Raw genomic sequence first — 26196 nt, 5'->3', positions numbered from 1 at the left:
GCCCCTCGCGGGTTGGCCCTTGCCATTCGCTAGTAGTTATCGTCTACTAACAACACGGTGTTCGACGGTGATCTTCCTACAGAGGACTTTCACCTCATGAGTTCATGCCCATGCTGGGCGTACACAATATGTAACCATATGCCGCTACCGTTGTTATGGTTCTTAATTAGGTTACCGATGCGCTGGTTACTCATTTTACAAATTATTTTATTGGGACTGTTTTTGCAGGGGTGTAATTTTTTCCCTGAGACTTCCGTGCTGGCAAAAATAAAAGCAGAGGGTGAGATTGTGGTCATCATGCGCCCCGGTGCAACCACCTATTACCAGGGGCCTGATGATCAACCTACCGGACTTGAGTATGAACTTGCCAAGCGTTTTGCTGACCAGCTCGGTGTACAACTAAAAATCATTACCCCGCCTTTTTTCCCGGATATTATCCCCATGATTACCCGGGGTGATGCTCACTTTGCGGCGGCAGGTCTCTCGATTACCGAAGCGCGTCAAAAAGTGGTCCGCTTTGGCCCAGGTTATCAGCAGATAACCCAGCAGTTAATATATCGCTACGGTAATCCAAGACCGAAAAGTGTTGCCGATATTATTGAAGGCGATATCGAAGTGGTAAGTGGCAGCAGTCATGTTGAGCAGCTCGTCACACTACAACAGCAATACCCTGCCCTGCGTTGGCGCGAAAACAGCGAAATGGAGTCGGAGGAGTTACTCACGTTTGTCTGGGAACACATGATTGACTACACCATTGCAGACTCTAATGAGGTTGCTCTTAGCCAGCGTTTTTATCCAGAGCTTCGCGTCGCATTTGACCTAGGTGAACCCGAGTCACTTGCATGGGCCTTCCCTTTGAGTGATGACAGTAGTTTATATGATCAAGCGGTCGTTTTTTTTGCATCACTTGCCGATTCGGGTGAGTTGGCTCAACTGCTGGAGCGTTATTACGGTCACACAGAGTCATTTGATTACGTGGGTACGCGAAAATTCAAAACACACTACTACCAGCGGTTGCAAGTCTATCGCGAGCTATTTGAAGAAGCGGCCATCGAGAATGATATTGATTGGCGACTACTTGCAGCCATCTCTTACCAAGAGTCCCACTGGAACCCAAAGGCGGTCTCACCAACCGGGGTAAGGGGTATGATGATGCTGACACTCACCACCGCGAGAGAGCTTGGAATACGCAACCGTATTGACCCCAAGCAGAGTATTAACGGGGGTGCACGCTATTTGAAGTCACTGATGAGAAGAATCCCTAAAAGAATAGAGGAGCCGGATCGAACCTGGATGGCTATTGCGGCCTATAATGTTGGATTTGGCCACCTTGAGGATGCACGTATCATCACTGCCCAACGAGGGCTAGATCCTGACAAGTGGATGCATGTGAAGGAGAGCTTGCCGCTGTTACGACAGAAAAAGTGGTATAAAAATACCCGTTATGGCTATGCGCGGGGACACGAGCCGGTCATGTATGTTCGTAATATTCGTAACTATTATGATTTGGTACAGCGGATTTCGGGTGATAAAGAGAGTGGGCAACTCCCTGAAGGGAAGCTTGAGGAGTCGACTATTACCCTGCCCAGGGCGATTTGAAACTTAACTGTCAACAGTCACCTTAATTTTTGGAAGCATCTGGGATAGTGGTACTCAATCTCCAACTGATGGGCTGCGCAGTGCCAATAGATACTCACGGGTAACATCATTGATCTCACCAATGGCCCACAAACGATCAAGCTTCAGTTTCAACCGCTTAGCGTGTGACATGGACTGGCTATAGACGGGAGCTAAAATTCTTCTCTCATCATCATCTGTGTAGTGTGGCAGCCCGCTGATTGATAACTGCAGTATGCGGTAGTTTTTGTTACGTACCATTTGCCGAATGAATTCAACCCGCTCTTCCCTGTTATCGATCTCATAATCAGGAACCGTTATTAACTCACCACTCATTGCAGAGCGGTAGCTTAATATCATCACCTCTGCCTGCCCATCATCGCTTGATTTAAGTAATCGCATTAATCGTCCCAATACCTCTGGGTTATTGATAAACTCAAGTTCAAGCTGTTTTTTGCTGTTCTTCAGGTAATCCAGCAGGTTATTTCCCTGTAGGGTCATTGCCACATGGGCAACGCTCATTTCCCCCTCTTTTCTTGCCAAAAAGAGTGGTACAGATTGCAGATCTGCCACCATCAGGTTTTCATAGAGTGCGCTCAATATTTCATCACTAATATCTCCCGCATCAATATTTAAAATCTCTTTATTACGCAAGATGAGGCTGTTGAAAAAATCATCAATCAAAAAGTCTTCACGACTATGGGAGACTCTTACCAGCGCTAGTTCATTCGTGTCATCAAATACTTTGACAACTTTATAGATCACTTTTTTCAGGTTTACAGAAGCGGATGTTAACAAGGATGTGAAGCAGACACTTAACTCCTGCCCTTTATAAAAATCACCCGACTCATCTTTAAGGCGGACGCGTAAACCCCGAATCGATAAATCCAGCGAGGTGGCATGAAAAGTTTCATCAAAGTGCATCAATACCAGCTCCAGCTCAATGATATAACGCTCCTCATTCCGCTGTTGGTGATAACCAAACAGTATCTGTTTCGGTTGTTTTATTGGGCGAGGGAATGAACTGAGAAGGTCATCAGGAAATTGGCTGTTAATTGCTTTGAGAAGTCTCTGTGGAGTGAGGTTGTGTGCCCCACGCTGTTTTGTCGCAAGTATCAGACTATCGGTAAGGTCAAGCAGTGTGCCAACAACTTTTACCGATGAAATGGTCTGCTCAATGGCATCCACCTGTTCGGGGAAATATTGCAGCATCGGCTGGAGTATCTCTTGCATCTGCTCATTAGGAACCTCCTGGGCCGGGTTGAGGGTTAACCGAAAAGTACGCTGCTCCGCATCAGCCAGGTGCGCCCATAACAGGGTAAATAGCTTTATTGATGGCAGTTGATCACTACTAATGACATGTAGGGATTTGGATTTTTGGCCTTTAAAACGGTAAAGGGTGACGATGCAGCTGGTCGCCGCACCGCGTTCAAGACAGCGGGCAATCAGTGGTGGCAGCCAGCGCGCATCATTAAGTGCTGAATAATCGTATTGGGTCTTATCTATTTTAAAAAAATTGTGCAGTCGCTCATTACCCGCAGAGCGCCCTACTCCCAGCAACTGGGACTCACCTCGACCATAGTTGTAAAAAAGAGACATGGGAACCGCGCTGTCGGCGTAGTAACGCTCAAAAACCTCAGTGCTGCGATTGGAAACAATACCTTTCGTATCTGCCCGCAGGCGGCTTCTTCTATCCTCAATGGCTTTTCTGAGATAAGCTAGGTTTGCCTCGTCATCTTCATCAATTTTGCGCTGCAAAGCCAGTGCCAGGCGGTCACCCTTTTCGGTGGTTCGCCTCACTTCGTAAGGGATTTTATGCAGTTTTTTCAGGTCATCGTCAGTAATGTATTCATCGCGTTCATCATAAAATGATAAATGTACGACATCGCCATTTTTAACGGTGTAATTAAGTGGAATGAGTACCAAAAGTCCGTTGTCGGATATATCCCGAGTAGTGCCGTAGTAATTATTTTCATCCGTAAAAACCACCAGGTGTGTCACTAGCTCATAGCGCTCCTGCTCTCGCTTGCGGTAAAAGCCAAAGTCAATAATATCGATGTTGGACTCTAGCGCCCCTTTTTGATCTAGCGCTCGCTGTGCCTGTTCACGTTTTTGGCGAATATAGCGCAGGGTGTGCTCGCCGTTAATAATCTCCTCATAAGCGCCCTGGGTAAAAACGCCGCCATTGTCACTCAAGCGCCGCTCAAATATGCTTTGAGAGGCGGCATCCATGTGAAATATACGATCACCATACTGGTATGGCTTGCAGATTCCCGCCACTTTTCCTCGCATATCGACAAATGAAGGGCATGGTCGGGAGAGGCGCGCCTCCTCCATCTTCTCTACAAAAGCGGAAGCGTCACCAAGAGAGTTGGTTGAAGGGGCTTGCTCGAATTTATATTCGTCTATATCTGCCATTTTTCCGTCTAACGCAATAAGGGTGTACACCCAATAACGTCCATCATCTACAGAATATTAGGCCTAATCGCGGAAGTTGTTAAATTGCAGCGGTACATCCACACTCTCACCACGCAGGAAAGCCATCACGGTTTGCAGGTCATCTCGCTTTTTACCGGTAACACGCACTTGGTCACCTTGAATCTGAGCCTGCACTTTAAGCTTTTTATCTTTGATCATTTTAACGATTTTTTTGGCGGTGAGTGAGTCAATGCCCTGCTTTAAACTCAAACGTTGGCGTACCTGCTTACCAACGCCCTCAACTTTATCTGTATCCAAGTAGCCAATATCAACATTGCGCTTGGTCATCTTGTTGTACAAAATATCAAGTAGCTGCTTGAGCTGGAAGTCGACATCGGCAAACAACGTAATCGCCTCTCCTTTCAACTCTATGCGCGCATCAACCCCGCGAAAATCAAAACGGGTGCTGACTTCGCGGTTTGCTTGGTCAACTGCATTGGTGATTTCATGCATATCCACCTCTGAAACAATATCGAATGATGGCACGGCTCATACTCCTCAATTTTTTCTGTAAATATTAATTATAAAGCTGATCTCAGTGTTCAGTGTGCTGAGTGCGGCAATCTCTTGATGGCGTGACTTACTCAGCTGCCAGAAATACGGGGTCATCGCTAAAAGATTCGCAATATCCTGATTATTTTCTATTTTAATCGCATCACACAAAACAGATCGATCCAGCCACTCAAAGCCTGCCGGCACACTCTCCGCCTCATCATGCTCTTTTGGCGTATCGTAAATAAGTTTTTTAAGGCCAAACAGGTGTGATTTTCCAGGTGTTACTGAAAAATATAACCCATTAGGCTTTAACACACGAAAAATCTCATCGTTCTCGGCAGGGGCATAAATTTTAGTGACTACATCCACCGCCTGATCATTAATCGGCAAGCGGTAGCTACTGGCCGCAGAGAATGAAATGTTGGGGTAACGCTTAGCCGCTGCAATAATGGCGGGCTTCGATATATCAACTCCCCACACCTGGCACTCGGGCAGGTTGTTTTGAATAAAATCACTGTAATACCCTTCGCCACAGCCGATATCGAGCAGTGAAAAGAGCTTTGATGAAAAATGGACACTCAGTAGTGCAGATAGCTTTTCAGGGAGAATATCGTAATAGTGGTTATTCAAAAAATGACGACGGCTTTGAATCATCATCTTATTGTCACCGGTCTGCTTGCTCTTCTTTTGGTGCGCCAGTAGCAGGTTCACATACCCCTCACGGGCCATATCAAAGTGATGATTATTCGCACACCGCCAGCTGCGCTGCAATAACTCAAGCGTTTCACTACAGACGGGACACTTATATATGGACTTCAAACCAGACTCCATCAACTAATTATTTTTAGCCAATAAAAAAGGCCTAGCACTCGTTAAGTGCTAGGCCTTTTATATGGATGGGGTGGACGATGGGGCTCGAACCCACGACAACTGGAATCACAATCCAGGACTCTACCAACTGAGCTACGCCCACCATAATGATGATAACTACCGGAATATGGTGCGCCCGGCAGGACTCGAACCTGCTACCCTCGGCTTAGAAGGCCGATGCTCTATCCAGATGAGCTACGGGCGCATGACTTGTTCGAAAAAATTGGTCGGGGCGGAGAGATTCGAACTCCCGACATCCTGCTCCCAAAGCAGGCGCGCTACCAGACTGCGCTACGCCCCGATTGTGTTGGCGTGCATTATACATTTCGGTGTATGTGATGCAAGCTTTATTTACGACGCTTTCCCGCTAGCCGTAAGGCCTAACGAGGAGCCGAATAGTACAGAAAATTGCTTTTATTGGCAACCGTTATTATATAAAAAAATATGATTTTTATATTCAAAAAAAGAGTGAGCAATATCAACTCTCTAGCGCGTTAAACAGCTACTCAAAAAGGCCCTAATCCAGTATTTATCTCTCATTTTGACACTTAGCCTCCCCCACGCCCGCCCTGTAGGAGCATCCCCGCTTCATTTGCAATAACCTGTCAGTATGTGCACTATGCAGCGCATATATTTTATCAACGTGTTACTTTCGATTCTTTACGCCCTGTACTGTTCAGAATCCCCCTGAAGAGAGGTATGATGCGACAATGAAACAACTGATTCTAGGGGGGGCGCGTTCGGGGAAAAGTGCTTTAGCTGAAAAGATCGCGGCAGAAACCGGCTTACCGGTTATCTATATCGCTACTGCCACTGCAAGTGATGCAGAGATGCAGCAACGAATTAATCGACATAAACAGCAGCGCCCTGCCCACTGGACAACCATCGAATCACCTTATAATCTGGTTGAAACCTTGCAACAGCAGGCAGCTTCCCAGCGCTGCATTTTGGTTGATTGCCTCACATTATGGCTAAGCAACCTCCTTTGTAGCACTGGGGAGACCGAGTTGGCGAGAAAATCACTACTTAATGTGGTTGCCGAGCTGCCGGGTGAAATTATTTTCGTTAGCAACGAGGTTGGCCTTGGCATCATTCCTATGGGCAGCATAAGCCGTCAATTTGTTGATGAGTCAGGGTGGCTACATCAATCCCTGGCACAACAGTGTGACCGGGTTGTCTTTACTGCGGCAGGTCTTCCGCTAATTATGAAAGGAGATCCACTGTGAACCCAAGCTGGCTAGAAATCCCCAGCACTGCCATCGATCAATCAGCAGAGCAAGCCGCCGCCAATCATCAGCAAAAACTCACAAAGCCACCCGGTGCATTGGGAGAGCTAGAGACGCTGGCTATCCGACTAGCAGGGATGCAAGGTGTAAAGCGCCCCACGCTTGAGCGCTCGCACATCACCGTATTTGCCGCTGATCATGGAGTTGCAGAAGAAGGTGTATCGGCCTTCCCCCAAGCAGTCACCGCTGAAATGGTGCGTAACTTTTCCCGTGGTGGTGCGGCCATTTCAATTTTGGCACGGGAGAATCATGCCCACCTTGAGGTGGTTAATGTGGGCACTGTTAATAAGATAGAGCCTCTCAAGGACGTGCTAGATGCACGTATTGCGCCCGGTACTGCTAACTTCTCCAACCACCCGGCAATGAGTAAAGAGCAGCTGGAGCAGGCCTTACAAATTGGGCGCTCCGCTGTTATTCATGCCAGCGAGTGTGAGGCGCAACTCTTTATTGCCGGTGAAATGGGCATCGCCAATACCAGTGCAGCCACGGCACTGGGCTGCTCATTACTTACACTCTCTGCGGAAAGCCTTACCGGTCCCGGCACCGGGCTTGATGCCGATGGTATTAAACATAAAATAACGGTCATTAATAATGCATTAGCCTATCACCAAAAAAGCATCCACTCTGCACTGGATGCACTGCAATATTTTGCTGGTTTCGAAATGGCCGCTATTGTCGGTGCCTATATTAGCTGTGCACAGCATGGAATACCGGCTTTGGTTGATGGTTTCATCACCTCAGCGGCGGCACTGGCTGCTGTGCGTATAAAACCAGAAATCGCACCTTGGTTAATCTACTCTCACCGATCCCATGAGCCTGGACACGCTGTATTGATGGAGGCTTTAAATGCACAACCATTGTTGGATCTTAAAATGCGGCTGGGTGAAGGGAGCGGCGCTGCAGTGGCGCTGCCACTGTTAAAGCTTGCCTGTAATCTGCACAGCCAAATGGCCACCTTCGAAGAGGCTGATATTTCAAATAAAATATAGTTAATTTATTAATAAGTTACACTGTCTTTTTAATGTTATTTATATTTAAAGCACCCCCATTGAGAATCACGTGATCAAGCCAAAACTTTCACCTCTCATTATCGCTTTCCAGCTACTCACACGCCTGCCAACACCCCAGTTGCAGGAGATTACCCCGCTTAATCTTGGTCGTTCACTGCTCTACTACCCACTTGTTGGCCTCGTTATCGGTTTAATGCTGGCAGCACTCAACTGGCTGCTTTTTTCTGCAACCATTGAAGTTACCGCCGCCCTGGTGTTGGTACTTTGGGTAATCATTACCGGTGGACTTCATCTTGATGGTTTAGGCGATAGCGCCGATGCCTGGGTGGGTGGTTATGGTGACCGAAAACGTACCCTTGAAATAATGAAAGACCCCTATTGCGGCCCTGCCGCCGTGGCTACTATTTTATTAGTATTGATTACTAAATATGCTGCAATACAACATGTTACGGAATACTCTCAATATTTAGCATTAATTATTATTCCTGTATTGAGTCGCAGCTTTATAGTGGTTCTCTTTCTAACCACCCCCTATGTTCGTCAAAATGGGCTGGGAGAGTCACTGGCAACCCACCTGCCCCGCACTCAAGCATGGTTTGTTGTCTGTGGTGTTATTCTTTTATGCATACTACTCCTCAAATCCGCCGGCTTAATCTTACTGCTATCAGCCTTACTGGGGTTTATAGTGCTCCGCTGGTGGATGTTGGCACGCCTGAAGGGCACCACAGGTGATACGGCGGGAGCGATGGTTGAGCTACTTGAAGTGGTATTACTGGTGAGTTTTAGCCTGTTTTGCATTGCTGACTAAGCTACGATTCACATTCATCAATAAAGCCTATGAATGCCATATAAGAATACAATTTCCCCTACTGACAAGCTCGCGGTATGGTGAAACATATCTTTAAAAAAGAGGTCACACCATGAAATTTACACACTATTTTTTAGCACTGCTCGTCAGTATGCCGCTTCTTGTGCAGGCAGGAAGTGATCGATTGATCATGGGTGTCCCACTGGAAGTGATACAGGCAAAGCAGCTTATCCACATTCAGTTTATTGACAACAGTGGATCCCCTCTTGGCAGCAAGCTTTTAAAGCAGGGTAAGGTGATGGTCAATGGTTGTGATAGCGAACCACTTGTTTTGGGGGTGGACTATAAATATGGCTACTTCCCTAGCCCCAAAAAAGTAGGCATCTATCTTGATTCAAATGTGTGGCGCGACCGCGAAGTCTGCATATCCCTCCCCGGCTACGCACCCTTCAAAGAGCTGTTTGGTGATGATAGCATTGCTCATTCGCTAGAACGTACAGTAACAAGGCTAGAGTAGAGAGCAAAAAAGCCCCAGAAAAGGGGCTTTTTTGGGAGGTGCCTGAACAACCCAGCGGGTCGAATCAGCACCTCCCCGTGTTACGCTTGTAAGGATTACAGCGTAGCTACGTTACTTGCCTGCGGACCTTTAGGGCCATCTTGAACGTCGTAACTTACTTTTGCGCCTTCAGGCAATGTCTTAAACCCTTCAGTCTGGATTGCACTGAAGTGTACAAACACATCATCACCGCCATCATCTTGAGAGATAAAACCAAAGCCTTTAGTTTCGTTAAACCACTTTACTGTTCCTGTTGCCATTGCCTGTTACCTTTAAATTAAAAAATAAATTTTGCCGATACAAAACCACCATAGAGTTCACCATCCAGAACAACGTAAGATGTGACCAAAATGATATGTAACTTAAGCATAATCCAAGCACTCGATAATGCCAAGAAACTTAGACATAATTATTGATTTATACTCTTCTCTATGTAGACAATGAGCAACGTGGTACTTTTATTTGCAATCATTTTAACGCAACTGACAACTCGTAGATTCAACTTGCTAGTGTACTTTGGCCATCAGTACCTGAAAATAAGCCCGATCAATAAAATTAACAATGAGCTGTTCAGGGTCTCTTTAACTGCCGATAAGAACACCGACACCCCATTGAGTGTGCAACTGCACAAGATAAAAATGAAAGACCTTTGCACAAATAAAATAGATTCTTGCAAAAGTCTCAATAAATAATTTTAGGAGGATATTGTGAACGATATTTCACGCCTGACAATTGATAATAGCAATTTATTGAGTGATGTAATTGGTGAAAATGGTATCTCGAATCAAGAGATCGAGGCACTCGCCCCCAGGCTTGATAACCTGCGTAGCAAAATAGACGACTGGTATAACCAGTCCACTCCTCATTTTTTAAACCTCCCTCGTACCGCCCAACTGGAAGAGATCAAGCTCCGTGGTCAGGAGTTTGCGCGTAATTTTAAGCATACGGTGATATTTGGCATTGGCGGGTCATCACTGGGCGGGGAGATGTTGATCCGAACACTTGGCCACCACAACCCTCGAAACAAAGTAAAGTTTTACGATAACGTAGACCCCTCAACACTGCGTGAGTTAAATGACGTCGACTGGCGCGAAACACTGCTATTGATCATCTCAAAGTCGGGCAATACAGCAGAAACATTAAGCCAGTTCCTAGCTGTTCTCCCCCGCATGGAGCGCTGGCTGGGTGAAGAAAACGTCCGCGACCATACGTTAGTTATTACCGAAAACAAAGAGGGTGCTCTGTATGAATTAGCACAGCGTCTATCCATTTCCGTTGTAGAACACCCGCCGGTGGGTGGGCGTTTTTCAGTCTTGTCCGTAGTAGGTCTGCTGCCTGCGTATATATCGGGCGTAGATATTGATGGCCTATTAGAGGGCGCACGCGCCATGGCTAAACGCTGCACTGAAAAGAACATGCTTGAAAATCCGGCTTTTTATAATGGTGCAACCCACTACCTTCACGCGCAAAAAGGGCGTTCAATCACCTTGATGATGCCTTACTCAGATAATATGCGCCTGATTGTTAACTGGTTCCGTCAACTTTGGGCTGAATCACTGGGTAAGGTTGACTCAAATGGCAAGTGTGTCGGCTTCACGCCAATGGAAGCACACGGTGTCACCGACCAACATTCGGTATTACAACTGCTGCTTGATGGCCCGGACGATAAGCTGGTTACCTTTCTGACCGATCCATCACAACGCTATGAAGGCCAGCGAGTACCGATGCGCTTTCAAGACATTCCTGCCATTGCGCCACTGGCGGGGCATACCATCGGTGAGTTGTTCATGTCTGAGATGAAAGCAACACGTACCTCTCACGCCAATCGACAACGCCCAAACCGTACCATTGCACTGCTTGACCGTGATGCCTACGCATTAGGAGAGCTCATTATATTGCTGGAGATGGAGACGGTAGTGGTTGGTGAACTGCTCGGCATTGATCCTTTCGACCAACCCGCAGTTGAGGAGAGCAAAGTACTTACCCGCCAATACCTGGCAGAGTTACAGGCGATGGACCTGACGGTATAGCGCTTCGATATCAGCCTCTGAGCGACATTGATGAGTTCAGAGGCTCCTTAATGCAACTTTACCACTGACTCCTCTCATGCTGACACCTGACATTATCGCCAAAGAGTTCCCCATTGAAGATAGCCTCGACTATCTCAACCATGCTGCCATTGCCCCTTGGCCTCGGCGCAGTGCGGAGGCTATCACCCGCTTTACTGAGCAAAACCTTACACGGGGTGCAACCGACTACCTTGAGTGGCTTAAAGTTGAAAACCGGCTGCGTGGCCAACTCAAAACATTGATCCATGCTGAGGGTCTTGATGAAATTGCACTGCTTAAAAACACCTCCGAAGCACTCTCTGTTATTGCTTATGGCCTGGAGTGGCAACAGGGTGACAATATTGTCAGCAGCGATCAAGAGTTTCCATCCAATCGAATTGTTTGGCAGTCATTGAAAAATCAAGGTGTTGAGTTACGCAAAGCCAACCTTGAGCCGAGTGATTCACCTGAGCAGGCACTGATTGACCAATGCGATAGAAAGACCCAACTTTTAACCGTCAGCTCGGTGCAGTATGCTTCGGGTATAAAACTTAACCTGAAAATGATCGGTGATTATTGTCATGCCAACGGAGTTCTTTTCTGTGTTGATGCGATACAGAGCTTAGGTGCTCACCCATTTGATGTGCAAGCGATTAATGCCGATTTCGTGATGGCTGATGGGCACAAGTGGATGTTTGGACCCGAAGGGCTGGCACTCTTCTACTGCCGTAGAGAGCACATTAACACCCTGAAACTCAACCAGTACGGCTGGCATATGGTCGAAGCTGTTGGTGAATATAATCAAGAGCGCTGGCAACCTGCCAAGTCAGCGCGACGCTTCGAGTGTGGCAGCCCAAACATGTTGGCAATACACGCACTGGATGCCAGCCTCTCGCTGTTACTTGAGGTAGGCATGGAAAATGTGGAGAAGTTGATTGCTGAGCGGGTAAATCAGATGCTTGACCTCATCAAACAGCGCCCGCAGCTTACTTTAATCTCACCATCAGACCCTCAGCATCGCTCAGGCATTATAACCTTTCGCCATCAAAAAATTGATTCTGAGCACCTCTACCAATCCTTGATGAATAGGGGTGTAATCTGTGCTGCACGGGGTGGCGGAATCCGCTTTTCACCACACTTTTACACCTCGCAAAAGAGCATAGACCGCGCCTTCTTGCGCCTTGATAACTGTATTCAGCAGACTCACTTTTAACAGAACCCGTGACTGGCGACTACTTCATGTACCCATCTTCTGGAAACCCCGATGGGTATTGATTACAGATATCCACAAACTCGTTAATATCTCGCAGGAACAGGTCAACCAGTTGTGGGTCAAAGTGCTGGCCTCGCTCTTCTGCTATTAAGTTAACTATACTCTCCAGATCCCACGCTTTTTTGTAAACACGGGGAGAGTACAACGCATCAAACACATCAGCTAAAGCGATAATACGACCAAAAATATGAATTCCATCCCCTTTGAGACCTTGGGGGTAACCTGTTCCATTCCATTTTTCGTGGTGCTGTAGTGCAATGATGCTAGCGGCATGCAGAATGTCGCGCTCGGAGTGACTGAGCATGGTGTAACCAATACGAGAGTGGCTCTTCATAATTTCATATTCAGCATCATTCAGTTTGCCAGGTTTCAAGAGAATGCTGTCTGGAATACCAATTTTACCAATATCGTGTAACGGTGCGGCTAAGGTTACTAACTCAATTTCTCGCGGTGTCAGCCCCATTTTTTCTGCAATCAACTGGCTATAGAGTGTGACCCGCTTGGTGTGATTGCTGGTCTCTTTTGAGCGCTGCTCTTCAATCACACCCATAGTGTAGACCGTGTCACGCAGGGTGCTCTCAATTTCGCTATTCAGTTGTTCCAGCTCGCTGTTCTTCTTCTTGAGCATATCCTGGTGTGCAATAATATCGTTATTAAAGAGGTTGATTTCGTTAGCAACATCCACAAATTCGCGGGTTTCGAACTCCTCCGCATGAACCGGTTGGTGATTATGAAATGCGGTGTCGGCATTTTTAATTAAATCTTCCAGCGGGCGCTGTACATGCTTATGTACGGTTCGAATAGTGTTGATCAAAATCAGGCTTAGGAAGATAATAATGGTTGCGAAAATCCCAACCAATACCATCAAACCCCAGCGCTGATACTCCGAGACATCCATCACAATATCCACAGCACCCAATACCGTGCCCTCCTCTACCTGGTGGCAACCCAGGCAGTTCAAGCGCCCTTCACTGCTTGCAATGTAGGGGATAATGGCGCGAATGGTTGGGGATAAGGTGAACTCATCAATAATGAAAAGTGGCTGTTTAGATGCAAACACTTGGGCGGTGGTTTCATCGACCGGCTTTTCATACACCAGTCCCGGGCCAAACTGAGCCATTACGGAGGCACCCCGAACAATTTCCAAGCTTTTAATGTTATCCAGCTGACGAATTTCATCCAGATAGTAGCCCCGTTTATCCATAATCCCCCCTTTCATATGGGCAGTTAAGCCTGCACGGACTAATTTTGCGTGCGCCAATGCTTGGTTTTCGATGGATTGTTTGGAGAGTTCACGAAAGTTCACTCCAGAGATAATCGCCGTCAGCAGAGCCAGTATCAATAAGAAAGTAATTAAACTTTTAGCAATAAGTGTTTGAATACTTGGTTTTATCATATGTAGTATAACTACCCTGCGGTGAGCGCAACTGGCCCGGTAAGAGCAACCATCCTGGTTAGCTGTAATTATTGTTATTATCGATCAGAGACCTTTGCCAAGTAGCGGCGCAAAAGTCTCCATCAGTGAAATTCATTTTCGACTGATCACGGCCTCTACACTTATTTTATAATGGAAGGAAACATAATGCAGCATGTTGATACAATTATTGATGCGGGGTGGATTATCCCAGTTGAGCCCACCAATACTGTACTTGAAAAGCATTCACTTGTTATCAACAATGGTCACATTATTGATCTTCTGCCCAGCCAAAATAGTGCAAGTAGATATACATCGAAACAACATGAACACCTCACTGACCACGCGCTTATACCCGGATTGATCAATACACATACCCACGGCGCGATGAGCCTACTGCGTGGCCTGGCAGATGACCTGCCTTTAATGAGCTGGCTGCAAGATCATATCTGGCCCGCTGAAGCTAAATTTGTTGATCAAGCATTTGTCTACACAGGCACCCAGCTCGCTATGGCTGAGATGTTGCGCTGTGGTACCACTTGCTTTAACGATATGTACTTCTTCCCCGACCAGGCTGCTCGCGCCGCTAACGCCGCAGGCATGCGTGCCACCATCGGCATGATATTAATCGATTTCCCAACGGCTTGGGCACAAAATAGCAGTGAGTGCCTTGAAAAGGGGCTGGCGCTGCATGATGAATATCGAAACCACCCACTGATCAACACCGCACTGGCACCGCACGCACCCTACACCGTCTCTGATGAATCACTGCAACGCGCACTGGTCTATGCAGAGGAGCTTAATATCCCCCTACATATGCACCTGCATGAAACAGCAGATGAGATCAGCGGGGAGATGGAAAAAACAGCCCAGCGCCCACTGGCCAGACTCCATAAACTGGGTTTGCTCTCACCGCGCCTGTTAGCGGTTCATATGACCCAGCTAAATGATGATGAGATCGCATTAATCGCTAAAACAGGGGTGAGTGTTGTCCACTGCCCCGAGTCTAACCTTAAGCTGGCGAGTGGTTTTTCACCGATTGGTAAATTATTGGATGCCGGTATCAATCTGGCACTCGGTACCGATGGTGCCGCCAGTAACAATGATCTGGATATGCTCAGTGAAATGCGTACGGCAGCACAGCTGGCAAAAAGTGTTTCGGGTGATGCCTCCACCCTGCCAGCGTATAAAGCACTGGAGATGGCCACGCTGGGCGGTGCTCGCGCACTCGGCATTGATGATAAAGTGGGCACACTCACTATTGGCAAAGCAGCTGACATCACGGCGATTGATCTTGGCCAGCTTGAGAGCCAGCCGGTCTACCACCCCATTTCACAAATTGTCTATACCGCAAGTCGCCACCAGGTTACCGATGTTTGGGTAGCCGGCAAGCAACTGCTAAAAGCACGTCAACTCACCACTCTTAACAGCCATGAGCTAATTAACCAGGCACAGCAGTGGCGAGACCGAATCAAGCCCTCTTGCTCACACGCATAACCACCTCTCAGCGGATCAAAAAGCAGCCAGTCAGAAGGTACAATATGGTAATCTACTGATCACGATTCAGCGTGTTTATATTTTTCCTCAATGTGAGGTAAAAGGTGAATACGCTGAGTAGTGACATCTAATGTACCGTTGAAATGAGCTTACCTAGCAGGAAGAAGCCACATGAGCGAAACCGTAGAAAATATCGACCCATCTGAAATCGCTAAATTTGAAGCCCTCGCCTCACGTTGGTGGGATGAGAACAGCGAATTCAAACCGCTACATGACATCAACCCACTGCGCCTCAACTATGTAGAGCAACACTGCGGCGGTCTCGCGGGTAAAAAGGTTCTTGATGTGGGCTGTGGTGGTGGCTTGCTCTCCGAAGGGATGGCCTGCCGTGGAGCCGAAGTGACAGGGATTGATATGGGGGAAGCTCCCCTCACAGTTGCCCGATTGCACCTTTATGAATCGGGCCAAAAAGTGGATTACCAGCTGAGCACTGCAGAGGCATTTTCAATTAATCATGCCGATCAGTACGATGTGGTTACCTGCCTGGAGATGCTCGAGCACGTACCCGACCCCTCTTCCGTTATTGCCGCTTGTGCCAAAATGCTCAAGCCGGGTGGAGATCTATTTCTCTCAACCATTAACCGTAATGCAAAGGCTTTCACCCTGGCCATTATCGGTGCTGAATATTTACTGAAAATGCTTCCTAAAGGGACTCATGAGTACCAAAAATTTATCAAACCCTCTGAGCTAAGCCAGTGGTGTCGTCAAGCGGGTCTCACACCGATAGATCTTACCGGCATGAGCTATAACCCTTTGAGCAAAGAGTACAAACTCAGTAGTGATGTTAATGTGAACTATTTAATGCACTGCAAACGTAATGAACTCTAAACCAACACCTTATAGCGTACTGTTTGATCTTGATGGCACGTTGCTCGATACCGCACCCGACCTCGCATTTGCGCTCAACAGCGTGCTGACACATCAGGGAAAAGCTGAACTCCCCTTTGAAACCATTCGCCCGGTCGTTTCACACGGTGGCAATGCGCTGATCGCGCTGGGCTTTAGTATCACACCTGCGGATCCAGGTTTTGCACCACTACGACAGCAGTTCCTCGATATTTATAAAAACAATCTCACTACTCACAGCACCCTGTTTCCGGGGATGGAGCAACTGCTCGCCCACCTGGAATCACAAAATATCCCCTGGGGCGTGGTTACCAACAAACCCGCCTGGCTCACCGATCCATTAATGGATGAGCTCGGCATGAGCCTGCGAGCAGCCTGTATTGTCAGTGGCGATACCGCTGAGCAGCCTAAACCTCACCCAGCACCCCTTCTATATGCCTGCAAAAAAACAGGCCATAATCCGGCAGACTGCATCTATATAGGAGACCACCAGCGGGATATAGAGGCGGGTAGACGCGCCGGAATGAAAACACTTACCGCTCTCTTTGGCTATATTGACGAAACAGAGACCCCAGAAACATGGGGCGCAGATGGGATGATTGAGGCACCACTGGATGTGCTCGATTATCTTGAGCGGTGGAAGGGTGTTAGCGCCGAGTTAGCTGGTTAGGAGGCTGTCGGAGTTAGGGTGAATATTTCTCCGATCCTTTTCGTTGAATATGCCCAATATTCGCCTCAAACGATCAAAAAAATAGACTCAAAATGGCTTCCCCTCGCTACAATCACCTAACTCCGACAGCCCCCAGTACATCAACCCTTCGGGCGTTTCTGTAGCACTCCGCCTCGGCGTTACAACGCTTGTCAAGGGAATAACCATTACCTGCGGCTATGCCTTGATGCGAAATGCCACAGAATCGCTGACTAGGCAATAGAAGAGGGTTGATGTACTAGAGCCGCCATGACTCGGCCCCTTAGCCGTTTCAGCCACCACTTTGTGGCAACATTTGAACCCACCACAAAAAATGAAACCAGCATCAAGCGGTAAATTTCAAATCGCCCAACCTTAACCCGTACACCTGGGTTCAGGTAATTATGATTTAAAGCGGTGAGCCGCAGTGTCTTTAATCCGATCAATACCGGCCACAAAGTCGCCAATCGCAGCAATATGCAGCGCCGTGGTGTATGGGTAATATATTGTCCAGCGGCCGTGTAATGGCTCAACGCCTGGGCTATCCATTGATGGTGTAGTGGTCGCATTGCAGCAGAGTGAGCGCAGTCGAGCAGCACTTCAACAGACAAGTTAAGGTCGGCCAGTTGATCTTCCGGCAGATAGCAGCGGCCCATGTGTAAATCTGCGGCAATATCTCGCAAAATATTGGTCAGTTGTAGCGCCTTACCAAACTGCACGCCAAGTGCCTGCTGTGCGGGTAAATCCCAATGCCTCAGTCGCTTATCATGTGCAAAGCAGATCGCGCTCCAGAACTCCCCCACACAGCCCGCAACCAGATAGAGGTAACGATCCAGTGATTGGGCATTTGGCAGTGCGACCACTCGACCCGGCTCGCTCAGGGGGAAGTGCTGTAAATCAAGCAACATCCCATCTGTTAAGGTCATGACAACCGCGATCACCTGCTCTTGATCATCACGGGGTAGCAAAAACAGGTGAGAAAAGACCTCATCCAGCCGCGCAAGCAGTCGTCGCTCACCGGCATGGCGCTGTTGCTTGATGAACCCCTCCATCTCAGCTAGAAACAGAGCCACAGAGTCATCACCCGCAAGCGCCTGGCGAAAGCGGTTTAATAGGGTTAATCGCTGTTCTGCCACAATAATTTCGGTATCGGCAACGGTATCGGCTGCCCGCGCAAGGAGATAGGCGATACCCATTGGTTGGCGTATGGGGAGTGGTAGAACCCTGAGGGTGAGGTAGAACGAGCGCGAAACATCGCGTAACAGTTCACCTAAAATGACGGTTGAGTTAGCAGACATATAAAGGTTGATCAGGCAAGCTTTCGGCAACAGGTTTGTAAAACAGTACCATAGTTTTTTCCGATAAAGTATCCAGCGACAACCCCCAGAGTGTTCGCAACAATATCCCAAAGATCGAACATACGGTAGCCCGTAAGAATCTGTAAACACTCAATGAGAATGCCCAGCATCACCAGCAACCCCACACAGTGGAGGTGGTAGCGTTGTGTGATAATTTGGCAAAAATAGAGTGCTAAAACAAAGTAGGTTACAAAATGTTCAATCTTATCCAGTCCGTAAAAGGAGGGCAGCGCCGACTGATTAATTGGCATCAGACAGACACCAACAACCACGATCACCGCAATAAAACCGATAAAAAATAAAAATTTTGCGCAGGGAAAGCTCTTTAACATTGCGAGGTAATTAACTGTAAATTAATGTAAAAACTAATGGGGCACTCAGCGTATTCATCTTTCACCTCAACTCTTGGTTATTTTTGTAGTATGCGTAAGTGCCTCAACTTGAGGTGAAATATAAACACGCTAAGTAGCTACAAAATAAATAATAATATGGCTACTATTTTATAGGGAACCGTATTGTAATTAACGTCGGCCTTGAACAGCAGCACCTACTTTTTTAATCACCTTCATCACCCGCCAGGCGTGCATAACGCCCCAAAAATAGAGTGCCAGAAGCGCAAGGTAGCCGTAAAACATAATATATTCTGCCACCCCCAGCAACGCGCCAAACAGGCCAATCGCAGCCAGTAGCGAGCTGATCAGCATCATGGTCACAATCACTCCACTTTTACTGAACCCTGCTACTTGCAGAATGTGATGAAAATGTTCGCGGTCTGGTGCAAAGGGTGAGCGACCTCGTAACACTCTTCGCGTCATAATGGCGATGGTATCTAATATAGGCAGGCCAATGACCCACAATGCCGTCGCCGGAGAGATGGCCGCATTGTCACCTTGGGTTAATGACACGCCGTACCATGCAATCACAAAACCTAAAAACATGCTCCCGCCATCGCCCATAAAGACTTTGGCTTGAGTTCTTCCTGGAATAGGAAAGTTAAACAGGAGAAATGCCAGTACACTACTAATGACCACCAATAACACCATCAGGTCGCTGTACAAGCCATTAGCGGCTGCGATGACCGCAAATGCGCTCAATATAACCAGTGCCATTGATCCCGCAAGACCATCAACGCCATCTGTCATGTTGGTCGCATTGACCACGCCAACCACTGCAAATACAGTGAATGGAATCGCCCATACGCCCAACTCAGTGACCTCACTATGGAGTGCACTGCCCAAACTGAGCAGCAGCGTATCTCCCCAGTAAACCATCAGTAGCGCAGCAATAACTTGGGAGAGAAAGCGTACACGAGCAGAGAGATCTTTTAGATCATCTATCACCCCGACAGCCACCATCATGATCATACCGGCTATCAGGGCGTAGTAGTGGTCGATTTGAATAGGCAGAGTGAAAAGGGCCAGTGCAATCCCTGTAAACATCGCCACACCACCCACCAGCGGGATTGATCCATCATGGTGTTTGCGTCCACCCGGTGCATCAACCAAACCGATACGTCGAGCAACAGGGATATAAAGCAGCACTGAAAAAAATGTTACTGCAAAAGCAGCGAGATAACCGAAAAAACCATTCATCTAAAAAAACAATCTCATTAATTAGGCTATATTACACAGCCAATGTCCATATAAAATGTCAGCTTTTGCCGTCATTATCAGCTCAAATAATAGCATTATTCTCATTTGTTAAAATTTTATTTATAGAAAAAATCGCCATGTCACTGCATCTGGCGAGCGGTATATTTATCATAATCCCACGCTATATTGTGTGAATCATACGACAGAAGCAGCAGCCGATTTTCAATCGAACAACCTCAACGCCCCGTTAAGTGGCGTAATAATTGATCACGCAGTGCCTTGGGCAGGCCATTAATGGTCAATGTGTCACGGTTCTCATCGTAGATGACGCGCTCATTGAGTTGATCTGATGAAAAGCTGATTGCCAGTGCTTTTTCACGGCCCGAAAACTTCACATAACGTTGCAATGCACGCCGATCAATCATAACCGGCTCATCTTCCGCTTTGGGGTTGTGGGTTGCCATCTGGCGGATAAATTGATCACAATCGATGCCGTTTAACACCTCAGAGAGTCCCGGGATTGTGACCGGTTCATCGCTCTTCTCTTTTGCTGTGCAATACTCCACCACCTGATGTCGCACCTCATTCGCCTGCTCATTCGGTAACTGTTTCACATAGTGCTCTATACCATCCAGAAGTTGAGTGGTGCTCTCCTGTTTATTGATACCGTGGTGGAAACCTGTCAACAGGTCAAACAGCTCAACCAGTGACGCATCGCCTTTCGGTGGGACGCTCGAAAGATAAGCATACTGACGGTCACCCTTCCATTCGGCTAAATCGACTTTAATGCCGAACAGGGTTGCGCCAGTATCGATTACATAACTGGGACACACCTCTAACTGCTCGCTAATTGCCAGCGATTCGCTTTGGTGAGCCACAAACAGGTAGAAAATATGGTGATGGTCAAAGGCTTTTTCAGTGAAAAACAGAAAGTGCGCATTGAGTGCCAGACTCTGCTGTTCCAGTTGTTTGGCAAACGCCTGCACGAAACGCTGACTCACTTCAGTTAAGCTGTGTTCACCGGCCAGATAGGCATCGAGTTCAGCGGGTAAGAGTGGTTCCTCTTGAGCTGAAAAGCTGCCATGCCTGCGCGTTAAGCGCACCATAAAGCTGCTTTTCAACTTATCCAGCAGGCTCTCTTTGTACGGCCCCTCCTCCTGCACTTGATCACGCAGTGCTAAAGTAGCGGGCTGCTCTCCATTACTGAACAGGTGGTGAGCGATTAATTGAGACGTTGCCATGTTAAAGTCCAGACTAAAAAGTTAATTGATACGGGAGCCTCAAGCACTATCCCAGCGCTTTGTTTACCATTTCATACACATCTTTCGACAGCTCAGGTGTCGCTGCTATCTTCTCCAACTCTGCTTTCATCAGTAGCTGGCGTGGCTCATCATATTTTCGCCAAGAGACCAAGGGCGTAACCAAGCGTGAGGCGATTTGTGGGTTCAGGGTGTTTAATTTGAGAATAAACTCACTCAACAGTGCATACCCTTTGCCATTCAGGTTGTGGAATTGCGCCGGATTACCTGAGCAGAAAGCGCCAATCAGTGAACGTACTTTATTGGGGTTGGTAATTTTAAAGGCGGGATGACTAATCAATCCACGGACACGGTCCAGTGCACCCTCAAGGCGGGAGGTCGCTTGCAGCACTAGCCACTTATCCACTACCAGCGACTCACCTGACCACTGATCATAAAATGACTCCAGTGCAGGTGCGGCCAGTTCAATATCTTTGTTAACCAAGGCACTGAGTGCTGCCAGTACATCTGTCATATTATTTGCGCTATAAAACTGCTGTTCACAATGCGCAACCACAGCGAGGCTACCGCGCTCCATTAAATAGCCTAAGCAGACATTTTTCAGTTTACGTTGCGCCATACTGGCGGGGTCATTTTTAAAATCTCCTTCATCTCTATTGGCCTGGTAGACCTCAAGAAAAGGGTGCTGCAATGCTTGGGCGATTTGCTCTCTTACAAAGCGCCGAGCCTGGTGCAGCGCCAGCGGATCAATGGGTGACATAAAGCCACTCAAATAGGCCTCTGAGGGCAAGGTTAATGCCATTGCCACCATCGCCTTATCCTGGCCTTTGCTCTCACAGAGACTCTTCTCCATTGCCTTAATGAAGCGGCAATCCACCGTCCACTCGCTGCGCTGTTGAATTTTTTGCGCCAGTCCAACAATCAACGTCACCGCAATCTGCTGACCTGCATCCCAACGGCTATAGTCGTCATTATCATTGGCCATGATGAAGTAGCGTTGCTCCTCACTCAGGTCTGAATTCAGCTTCACCGGGGCCGAGAAGCCCCGTAACAGTGACGGCACGGGTGGCTCTACAATATTTTCAAACTGAAAGTTCTGCTCTGCCTGTTTAAGCTGCAATACAAGGGTTTTGCAAGGAGCTGCCGCCTCACCTTGAAGCTGGAGCGGCATATCGTTCCCCCGCTGATCCAGCAGTCCAACGGCCAGCGGAATATGCATAGGCTGCTTGTCGGTCTGCCCCGGTGTATCGGGACAATGCTGTCGAATAGTGAGGGTAAATCGATTGGCTGTTTGGTCATAGCGGGATTTTATACTCAACTCTGGGGTGCCCGCCTGGGAGTACCAGCGCTTAAACTGGCTAAAGTCCACACCATTGGCATCTTCCATCGCCTTAATAAAATCATCCGTGGTGACCGCTTGACCATCATGGCGATCAAAGTAGAGGTCAGTTCCCTTACGGAATCCGCTGTTACCCAGTAGAAGCTGCTGCATCCGAATCACTTCACCGCCCTTTTCATAAATTGTCACGGTATAGAAGTTATTTATTTCAACATATGATTCTGGGCGCACCGGATGTGCCATCGGGCTGGCATCCTCACGAAATTGATGGGTACGCAGCATATTGACATCTTCAATCCGCTTAACCCCACGAGACTGCATATCTGCGCTAAACTCCTGATCCCTAAAAACAGTAAAACCCTCTTTAAGGCTCAGCTGAAACCAATCGCGACAAGTGACCCGATTGCCTGACCAGTTATGAAAATACTCATGCCCTATCACCCCTTCAATACCCTGATAATCAGCATCAGTGGCGGTCTCTGGTTTGGCCAACACATATTTGGAGTTAAAAACATTCAACCCCTTGTTCTCCATCGCCCCCATGTTGAAATCATCCACCGCCACAATCATATAGGTATCCAGATCATACTCGCGGCCATAATTTACCTCATCCCATTTCATCGCCTGCTTTAGAGATCGCATCGCATAATCGCACTGATCAATATTGTGCAGCTCAGTGTAGATATAAAGGTCAACTTCACGGCTATTCATCGTGGTGAACGTGTCGTGAATACTGGCCAGATCACCGGCCACCAGTGCAAAAAGATAGGCCGGTTTGGGGTGTGGGTCTTGCCACTGCACCCAGTGCCGGCCATCCGCAAGTGTCCCCTTATCAACTAAATTACCGTTGGATAACATCACCGGATATTTCTGCGGATCTGCAATAATACGGGTTGTGAAGATAGACATCGCATCGGGACGGTCATAATAGTAAGTAATCCGCCGAAACCCCTCCGCTTCGCACTGTGTACAAAAGTTGCCGCTGGACTTATAGAGTCCGGAAAGAGAGGTATTGCTCTGCGGGTGTAGTCGGGTCTCAATCGCCAACAGACACTCGGAAGGCAAGTCACTTATCGTGAGTTGGTTATCAGCCACCCGATATTGTGTAGCGGCAAGTCGCTCACCATCAATACGAATCGAGAGCAGTGTTAACGCCTCCCCATCTAGCACTAGCGGTGTCTCTGCAGCAACACCTTCACGGCGTGAAACTGTCAACAGGCTATTAACCCGTGTTTCACCCTCACCCAGCTCAAAAGTTAATTGCGTGTTTTTAATCACATAGGCGGTGGCGGAGTAGTCTTTCAGGTAAATAACATTATCAAGTGATTGCGACATAAATAGTGTGCTCTTTGAATAGAGATAGAGAGAGTGTTTCCTGTGGAATCAACAGATAAGTGAGGAGCTTAAGGGATCTACCTCAACAAAACAGAGAGGAGCCACAGCATAGCCTATCGATGACTAACCAACCTCAATTTAGCGTGGGGATTTACCGTCAAATCAGTCGTTATTATGCATCCCTAGCACCGCATTATCGGCCGCTTCAGTTTTCTTTTTGGCGACATCATTACGACGATCTTCCAGTGCTTGTAAATATTCCGGTGTGATATCCCCTGTTACATATTCACCATTAAAGCAGGAGATATCGAAGCGTTTGATGGTTGGATTTCCCTGGCGCACAGATTCGATAAGGTCTTCAATATCCTGATACACCAACCAATCGGCACCAATCTCTTTACAAATTCCATCATCATCACGACCGTGCCCTATCAACTCCTTAACACTGGGCATGTCGATACCATAAACATTAGCATGGCGAACCGGGGGCGCTGCGGAGGCAAAATAAACTTTACGGGCACCCGCCTCACGGGCCATCTGAATAATCTGTTTGGAAGTGGTGCCCCGCACGATGGAGTCGTCTACCAGCAGCACCACCTTATCTTTAAACTCCAGACCGATGGCATTGAGCTTTTGACGCACCGATTTAGCTCGCTGGCTCTGCCCCGGCATGATGAATGTTCGACCAATATAGCGGTTTTTAATAAAGCCTTCGCGGTACTTTATCCCCATCTTGTTTGCAAGCTGGAGCGCGGTGGTGCGGCTGGTATCCGGAATGGGAATGACCACGTCAATATCATGCTCGGGGAGCACCCGCATGATTTTGTTGGCCAGCAGGTCACCCATACGCAGGCGCGCTTTATAGACTGAAATGCCATCAATAATTGAATCAGGACGTGCAAAGTAGACATGCTCAAAAATACAGGGGGAATATTGGGGATTGCGTGCACACTGCTTGGTATACATCTGCCCCTCTAGGCTAATAAAAACAGCCTCTCCGGGTGCCAGGTCACGGATAACTTCAAAGTCTAAAGAGTCAATCGCGACACTTTCAGAGGCGATAATATATTCACTCCCCTCGCCTTTTTTACGTTGACCAAAAATGGCGGGGCGTATACCGGATGGATCCCGAAACCCGACGATACCGTAGTTCGGGATGATCGCTACCGCAGCATAGCCCCCTTGGCAACGGCGATGAACACCGGCAACGGCTTCAAAAACATCGTTATGGTCAATACTCAACTTACCTTGACGCTGTAGCTCGTGGGCGAACACATTCAGCAAAATCTCGGAGTCGGAGCTGGTATTGATATGGCGCAGGTCTTCTCGAAATATATCATCTTTTAATTGGTCTGCGTTGGTAAGGTTACCGTTGTGTGCCAACGCAATACCGTAAGGAGAGTTAACATAAAATGGCTGCGCCTCGGCACTGGAAAAGCTGCCAGCCGTTGGGTAACGCACATGCCCTATTCCCATATTACCCGTCAGGCGTAGCATATGGCGGGTATGAAAGACATCACGAACCAGACCGTTGGACTTTCGTAGGTTGAAGTGACCCTCATCGCAGGTCACCATCCCTGCAGCATCCTGCCCACGGTGCTGTAGTACCGTCAACCCATCATAGATCAATTGATTAACATTTCCTTGACCAACAATACCGATAATCCCGCACATAAACAGACCTCAATTACAGAGCTTGAAACATAAAAAACAGTTAGCGTGGATAGTTCATGAACTATCTGGGCTAGTTATAGTGGATATATTGTGCAATATCACTGGGCAGATAATCTTTGGATATAAACGCCAGTTGCTCAAAATAGGTTAGAAAAACAGACTGTTGCCACCAGGGATCTTCGGGCAGTGTTGTCATACTGGCCAGCACCACCAGCACAGTCACCACTAAAATACCGCGCAGCGTACCAAAAATCACCCCGATCATACGGTCAGTACCACTCAAGCCGGTGACTTTAACTAACTTAACAACAAAGAAGTTGAGTATCGCCACCGCAAACAGCGTCACAACAAATAACACCACAACCGCAATCATCAGGCGCAATGATGGGGTTTCGACAATACCTTCCAGCAGCTGTGAAGCAGGCTGTGACAGATAAAAACTGGCGGCAACCGCCGCAACCAGGCCCGCCAGTGAGAGTGACTCACGAACGAAGCCACGAACAAGGCTGATAGTGACAGAGATCCCCAGCACTACCAATATTGCAATATCAATCCAAATCATAAGGCCCAGTCTAAAAAATTAACCCTAGTTAATCGGTCACATATACCCTATATGTTCCCTCTTTGAATGCAAAAACACCTCAATTTGAGGAAAAATATAAACACGCTGAATAGTCACGCTAATCGAAGCAT

22 protein-coding genes and 3 tRNA genes are annotated in these 26196 nt (G+C 47.6%); 10 read left to right on the top strand and 15 right to left on the bottom strand.

The genetic code is table 11. The features are described from left to right. Positions 1-177: 177 nt before the first annotated feature. The gene (gene mltF, locus L3J94_08920; GenBank protein MCF6218859.1) at positions 178-1599 is read left to right on the top strand and encodes a membrane-bound lytic murein transglycosylase MltF; all 1422 of its coding nucleotides are present in this window, start codon (positions 178-180) and stop codon (positions 1597-1599) included. 54 nt (positions 1600-1653) lie between these two features. Here mltF and L3J94_08915 read toward each other — a convergent pair whose 3' ends face one another. The 6 genes from L3J94_08915 to L3J94_08890 form a co-directional block, all read right to left on the bottom strand. Continuing rightward, positions 1654-4065, bottom strand: a complete 2412-nt coding sequence (locus L3J94_08915; GenBank protein ID MCF6218858.1) for a PilZ domain-containing protein — start codon at positions 4063-4065, stop codon at positions 1654-1656. Positions 4066-4098: 33 nt separating this feature from the next. After that, positions 4099-4581 (bottom strand): YajQ family cyclic di-GMP-binding protein, encoded by a 483-nt coding sequence (locus tag L3J94_08910; GenBank protein ID MCF6218857.1) that lies wholly within the window; start codon positions 4579-4581, stop codon positions 4099-4101. Positions 4582-4593: 12 nt separating this feature from the next. Further along, on the bottom strand, positions 4594-5409 hold the full coding sequence (rlmA, locus tag L3J94_08905) for a 23S rRNA (guanine(745)-N(1))-methyltransferase (protein ID MCF6218856.1): 816 nt from the start codon (positions 5407-5409) through the stop codon (positions 4594-4596). Positions 5410-5487: 78 nt separating this feature from the next. After that, positions 5488-5563 (bottom strand) — tRNA-His (locus L3J94_08900). 25 nt (positions 5564-5588) lie between these two features. Continuing rightward, positions 5589-5665, bottom strand: a tRNA-Arg gene (locus tag L3J94_08895). 19 nt (positions 5666-5684) lie between these two features. Next, positions 5685-5761: transfer RNA gene (locus L3J94_08890), tRNA-Pro, on the bottom strand. 409 nt (positions 5762-6170) lie between these two features. Between L3J94_08890 and cobU the strand changes: the two genes are divergently transcribed. The 4 genes from cobU (at position 6171) to L3J94_08870 (ending at position 9081) form a co-directional block, all read left to right on the top strand. Beyond that, positions 6171-6686, top strand: a complete 516-nt coding sequence (cobU, locus tag L3J94_08885) for a bifunctional adenosylcobinamide kinase/adenosylcobinamide-phosphate guanylyltransferase (GenBank protein ID MCF6218855.1) — start codon at positions 6171-6173, stop codon at positions 6684-6686. Beyond that, positions 6683-7735 (top strand): nicotinate-nucleotide--dimethylbenzimidazole phosphoribosyltransferase, encoded by a 1053-nt coding sequence (gene cobT / locus L3J94_08880; protein MCF6218854.1) that lies wholly within the window; start codon positions 6683-6685, stop codon positions 7733-7735. Before cobU ends, cobT begins: the two co-directional genes overlap by 4 nt. Positions 7736-7805: 70 nt before the next feature. Further along, positions 7806-8564: an adenosylcobinamide-GDP ribazoletransferase gene (locus tag L3J94_08875; protein MCF6218853.1), complete on the top strand. Its 759-nt coding sequence runs from the start codon at positions 7806-7808 to the stop codon at positions 8562-8564. 112 nt (positions 8565-8676) lie between these two features. Next, positions 8677-9081 carry a hypothetical protein gene (locus L3J94_08870; protein MCF6218852.1) on the top strand — a complete coding sequence of 135 codons (405 nt, stop codon included), beginning with the start codon at positions 8677-8679 and terminating at the stop codon, positions 9079-9081. 95 nt (positions 9082-9176) lie between these two features. Here L3J94_08870 and L3J94_08865 read toward each other — a convergent pair whose 3' ends face one another. Beyond that, positions 9177-9380, bottom strand: a complete 204-nt coding sequence (locus L3J94_08865; protein ID MCF6218851.1) for a cold-shock protein — start codon at positions 9378-9380, stop codon at positions 9177-9179. A gap of 447 nt (positions 9381-9827) precedes the next feature. Here L3J94_08865 and L3J94_08860 point away from each other — a divergent pair, with 447 nt between their 5' ends. Both L3J94_08860 and L3J94_08855 read left to right on the top strand, forming a co-directional pair. Beyond that, on the top strand, positions 9828-11150 hold the full coding sequence (locus tag L3J94_08860) for a glucose-6-phosphate isomerase (GenBank protein ID MCF6218850.1): 1323 nt from the start codon (positions 9828-9830) through the stop codon (positions 11148-11150). A gap of 76 nt (positions 11151-11226) precedes the next feature. Beyond that, positions 11227-12381, top strand: a complete 1155-nt coding sequence (locus tag L3J94_08855) for an aminotransferase class V-fold PLP-dependent enzyme (GenBank protein MCF6218849.1) — start codon at positions 11227-11229, stop codon at positions 12379-12381. Between the two features lie 19 nt (positions 12382-12400). On the opposite strand, the gene L3J94_08850 is transcribed toward L3J94_08855, so the two are convergent. Further along, the gene (locus L3J94_08850; protein MCF6218848.1) at positions 12401-13837 is read right to left on the bottom strand and encodes an HD domain-containing protein; all 1437 of its coding nucleotides are present in this window, start codon (positions 13835-13837) and stop codon (positions 12401-12403) included. 186 nt (positions 13838-14023) lie between these two features. Between L3J94_08850 and L3J94_08845 the strand changes: the two genes are divergently transcribed. From L3J94_08845 to L3J94_08835, 3 genes are all read left to right on the top strand, one after another. Next, on the top strand, positions 14024-15352 hold the full coding sequence (locus L3J94_08845) for a TRZ/ATZ family hydrolase (protein MCF6218847.1): 1329 nt from the start codon (positions 14024-14026) through the stop codon (positions 15350-15352). A 171-nt stretch (positions 15353-15523) separates the two neighbouring features. After that, complete coding sequence (gene ubiG / locus L3J94_08840) at positions 15524-16240, top strand: bifunctional 2-polyprenyl-6-hydroxyphenol methylase/3-demethylubiquinol 3-O-methyltransferase UbiG (GenBank protein MCF6218846.1); 717 nt, start codon at positions 15524-15526, stop codon at positions 16238-16240. Beyond that, positions 16230-16928 carry an HAD-IA family hydrolase gene (locus tag L3J94_08835; protein MCF6218845.1) on the top strand — a complete coding sequence of 233 codons (699 nt, stop codon included), beginning with the start codon at positions 16230-16232 and terminating at the stop codon, positions 16926-16928. The genes ubiG and L3J94_08835 overlap by 11 nt, the downstream gene beginning before the upstream one ends. 251 nt (positions 16929-17179) lie before the next feature. Here L3J94_08835 and L3J94_08830 read toward each other — a convergent pair whose 3' ends face one another. The 7 genes from L3J94_08830 to L3J94_08800 all read right to left on the bottom strand — a co-directional run bounded on the left by L3J94_08830 (position 17180) and on the right by L3J94_08800 (position 26065). Then, positions 17180-18244, bottom strand: coding sequence for a squalene/phytoene synthase family protein (locus L3J94_08830; protein MCF6218844.1), 1065 nt, complete (start codon positions 18242-18244; stop codon positions 17180-17182). Positions 18245-18255: 11 nt separating this feature from the next. Next, complete coding sequence (locus L3J94_08825; protein ID MCF6218843.1) at positions 18256-18555, bottom strand: VanZ family protein; 300 nt, start codon at positions 18553-18555, stop codon at positions 18256-18258. Between the two features lie 270 nt (positions 18556-18825). Next, entirely contained in the window at positions 18826-19896 is a 1071-nt protein-coding gene (locus tag L3J94_08820; protein MCF6218842.1) for an undecaprenyl-phosphate alpha-N-acetylglucosaminyl 1-phosphate transferase, read from the bottom strand. A gap of 236 nt (positions 19897-20132) precedes the next feature. Continuing rightward, positions 20133-21137 (bottom strand): nucleoid-associated protein, encoded by a 1005-nt coding sequence (locus tag L3J94_08815; GenBank protein MCF6218841.1) that lies wholly within the window; start codon positions 21135-21137, stop codon positions 20133-20135. 46 nt (positions 21138-21183) lie between these two features. Further along, positions 21184-23829, bottom strand: coding sequence for an aminopeptidase N (gene pepN / locus L3J94_08810; protein ID MCF6218840.1), 2646 nt, complete (start codon positions 23827-23829; stop codon positions 21184-21186). Positions 23830-23991: 162 nt separating this feature from the next. Beyond that, positions 23992-25503: an amidophosphoribosyltransferase gene (gene purF, locus L3J94_08805; GenBank protein MCF6218839.1), complete on the bottom strand. Its 1512-nt coding sequence runs from the start codon at positions 25501-25503 to the stop codon at positions 23992-23994. Between the two features lie 70 nt (positions 25504-25573). Next, positions 25574-26065 carry a CvpA family protein gene (locus tag L3J94_08800; GenBank protein MCF6218838.1) on the bottom strand — a complete coding sequence of 164 codons (492 nt, stop codon included), beginning with the start codon at positions 26063-26065 and terminating at the stop codon, positions 25574-25576. Positions 26066-26196 lie beyond the last annotated feature (131 nt).

This window comes from Gammaproteobacteria bacterium (assembly GCA_021647245.1).
Lineage (GTDB): Bacteria > Pseudomonadota > Gammaproteobacteria > RBG-16-57-12 > RBG-16-57-12 > JAFLJP01.
The sequence above is the reverse complement of the archived record's forward strand: the minus strand, read 5'-3'. Positions and strand labels throughout refer to the sequence as shown.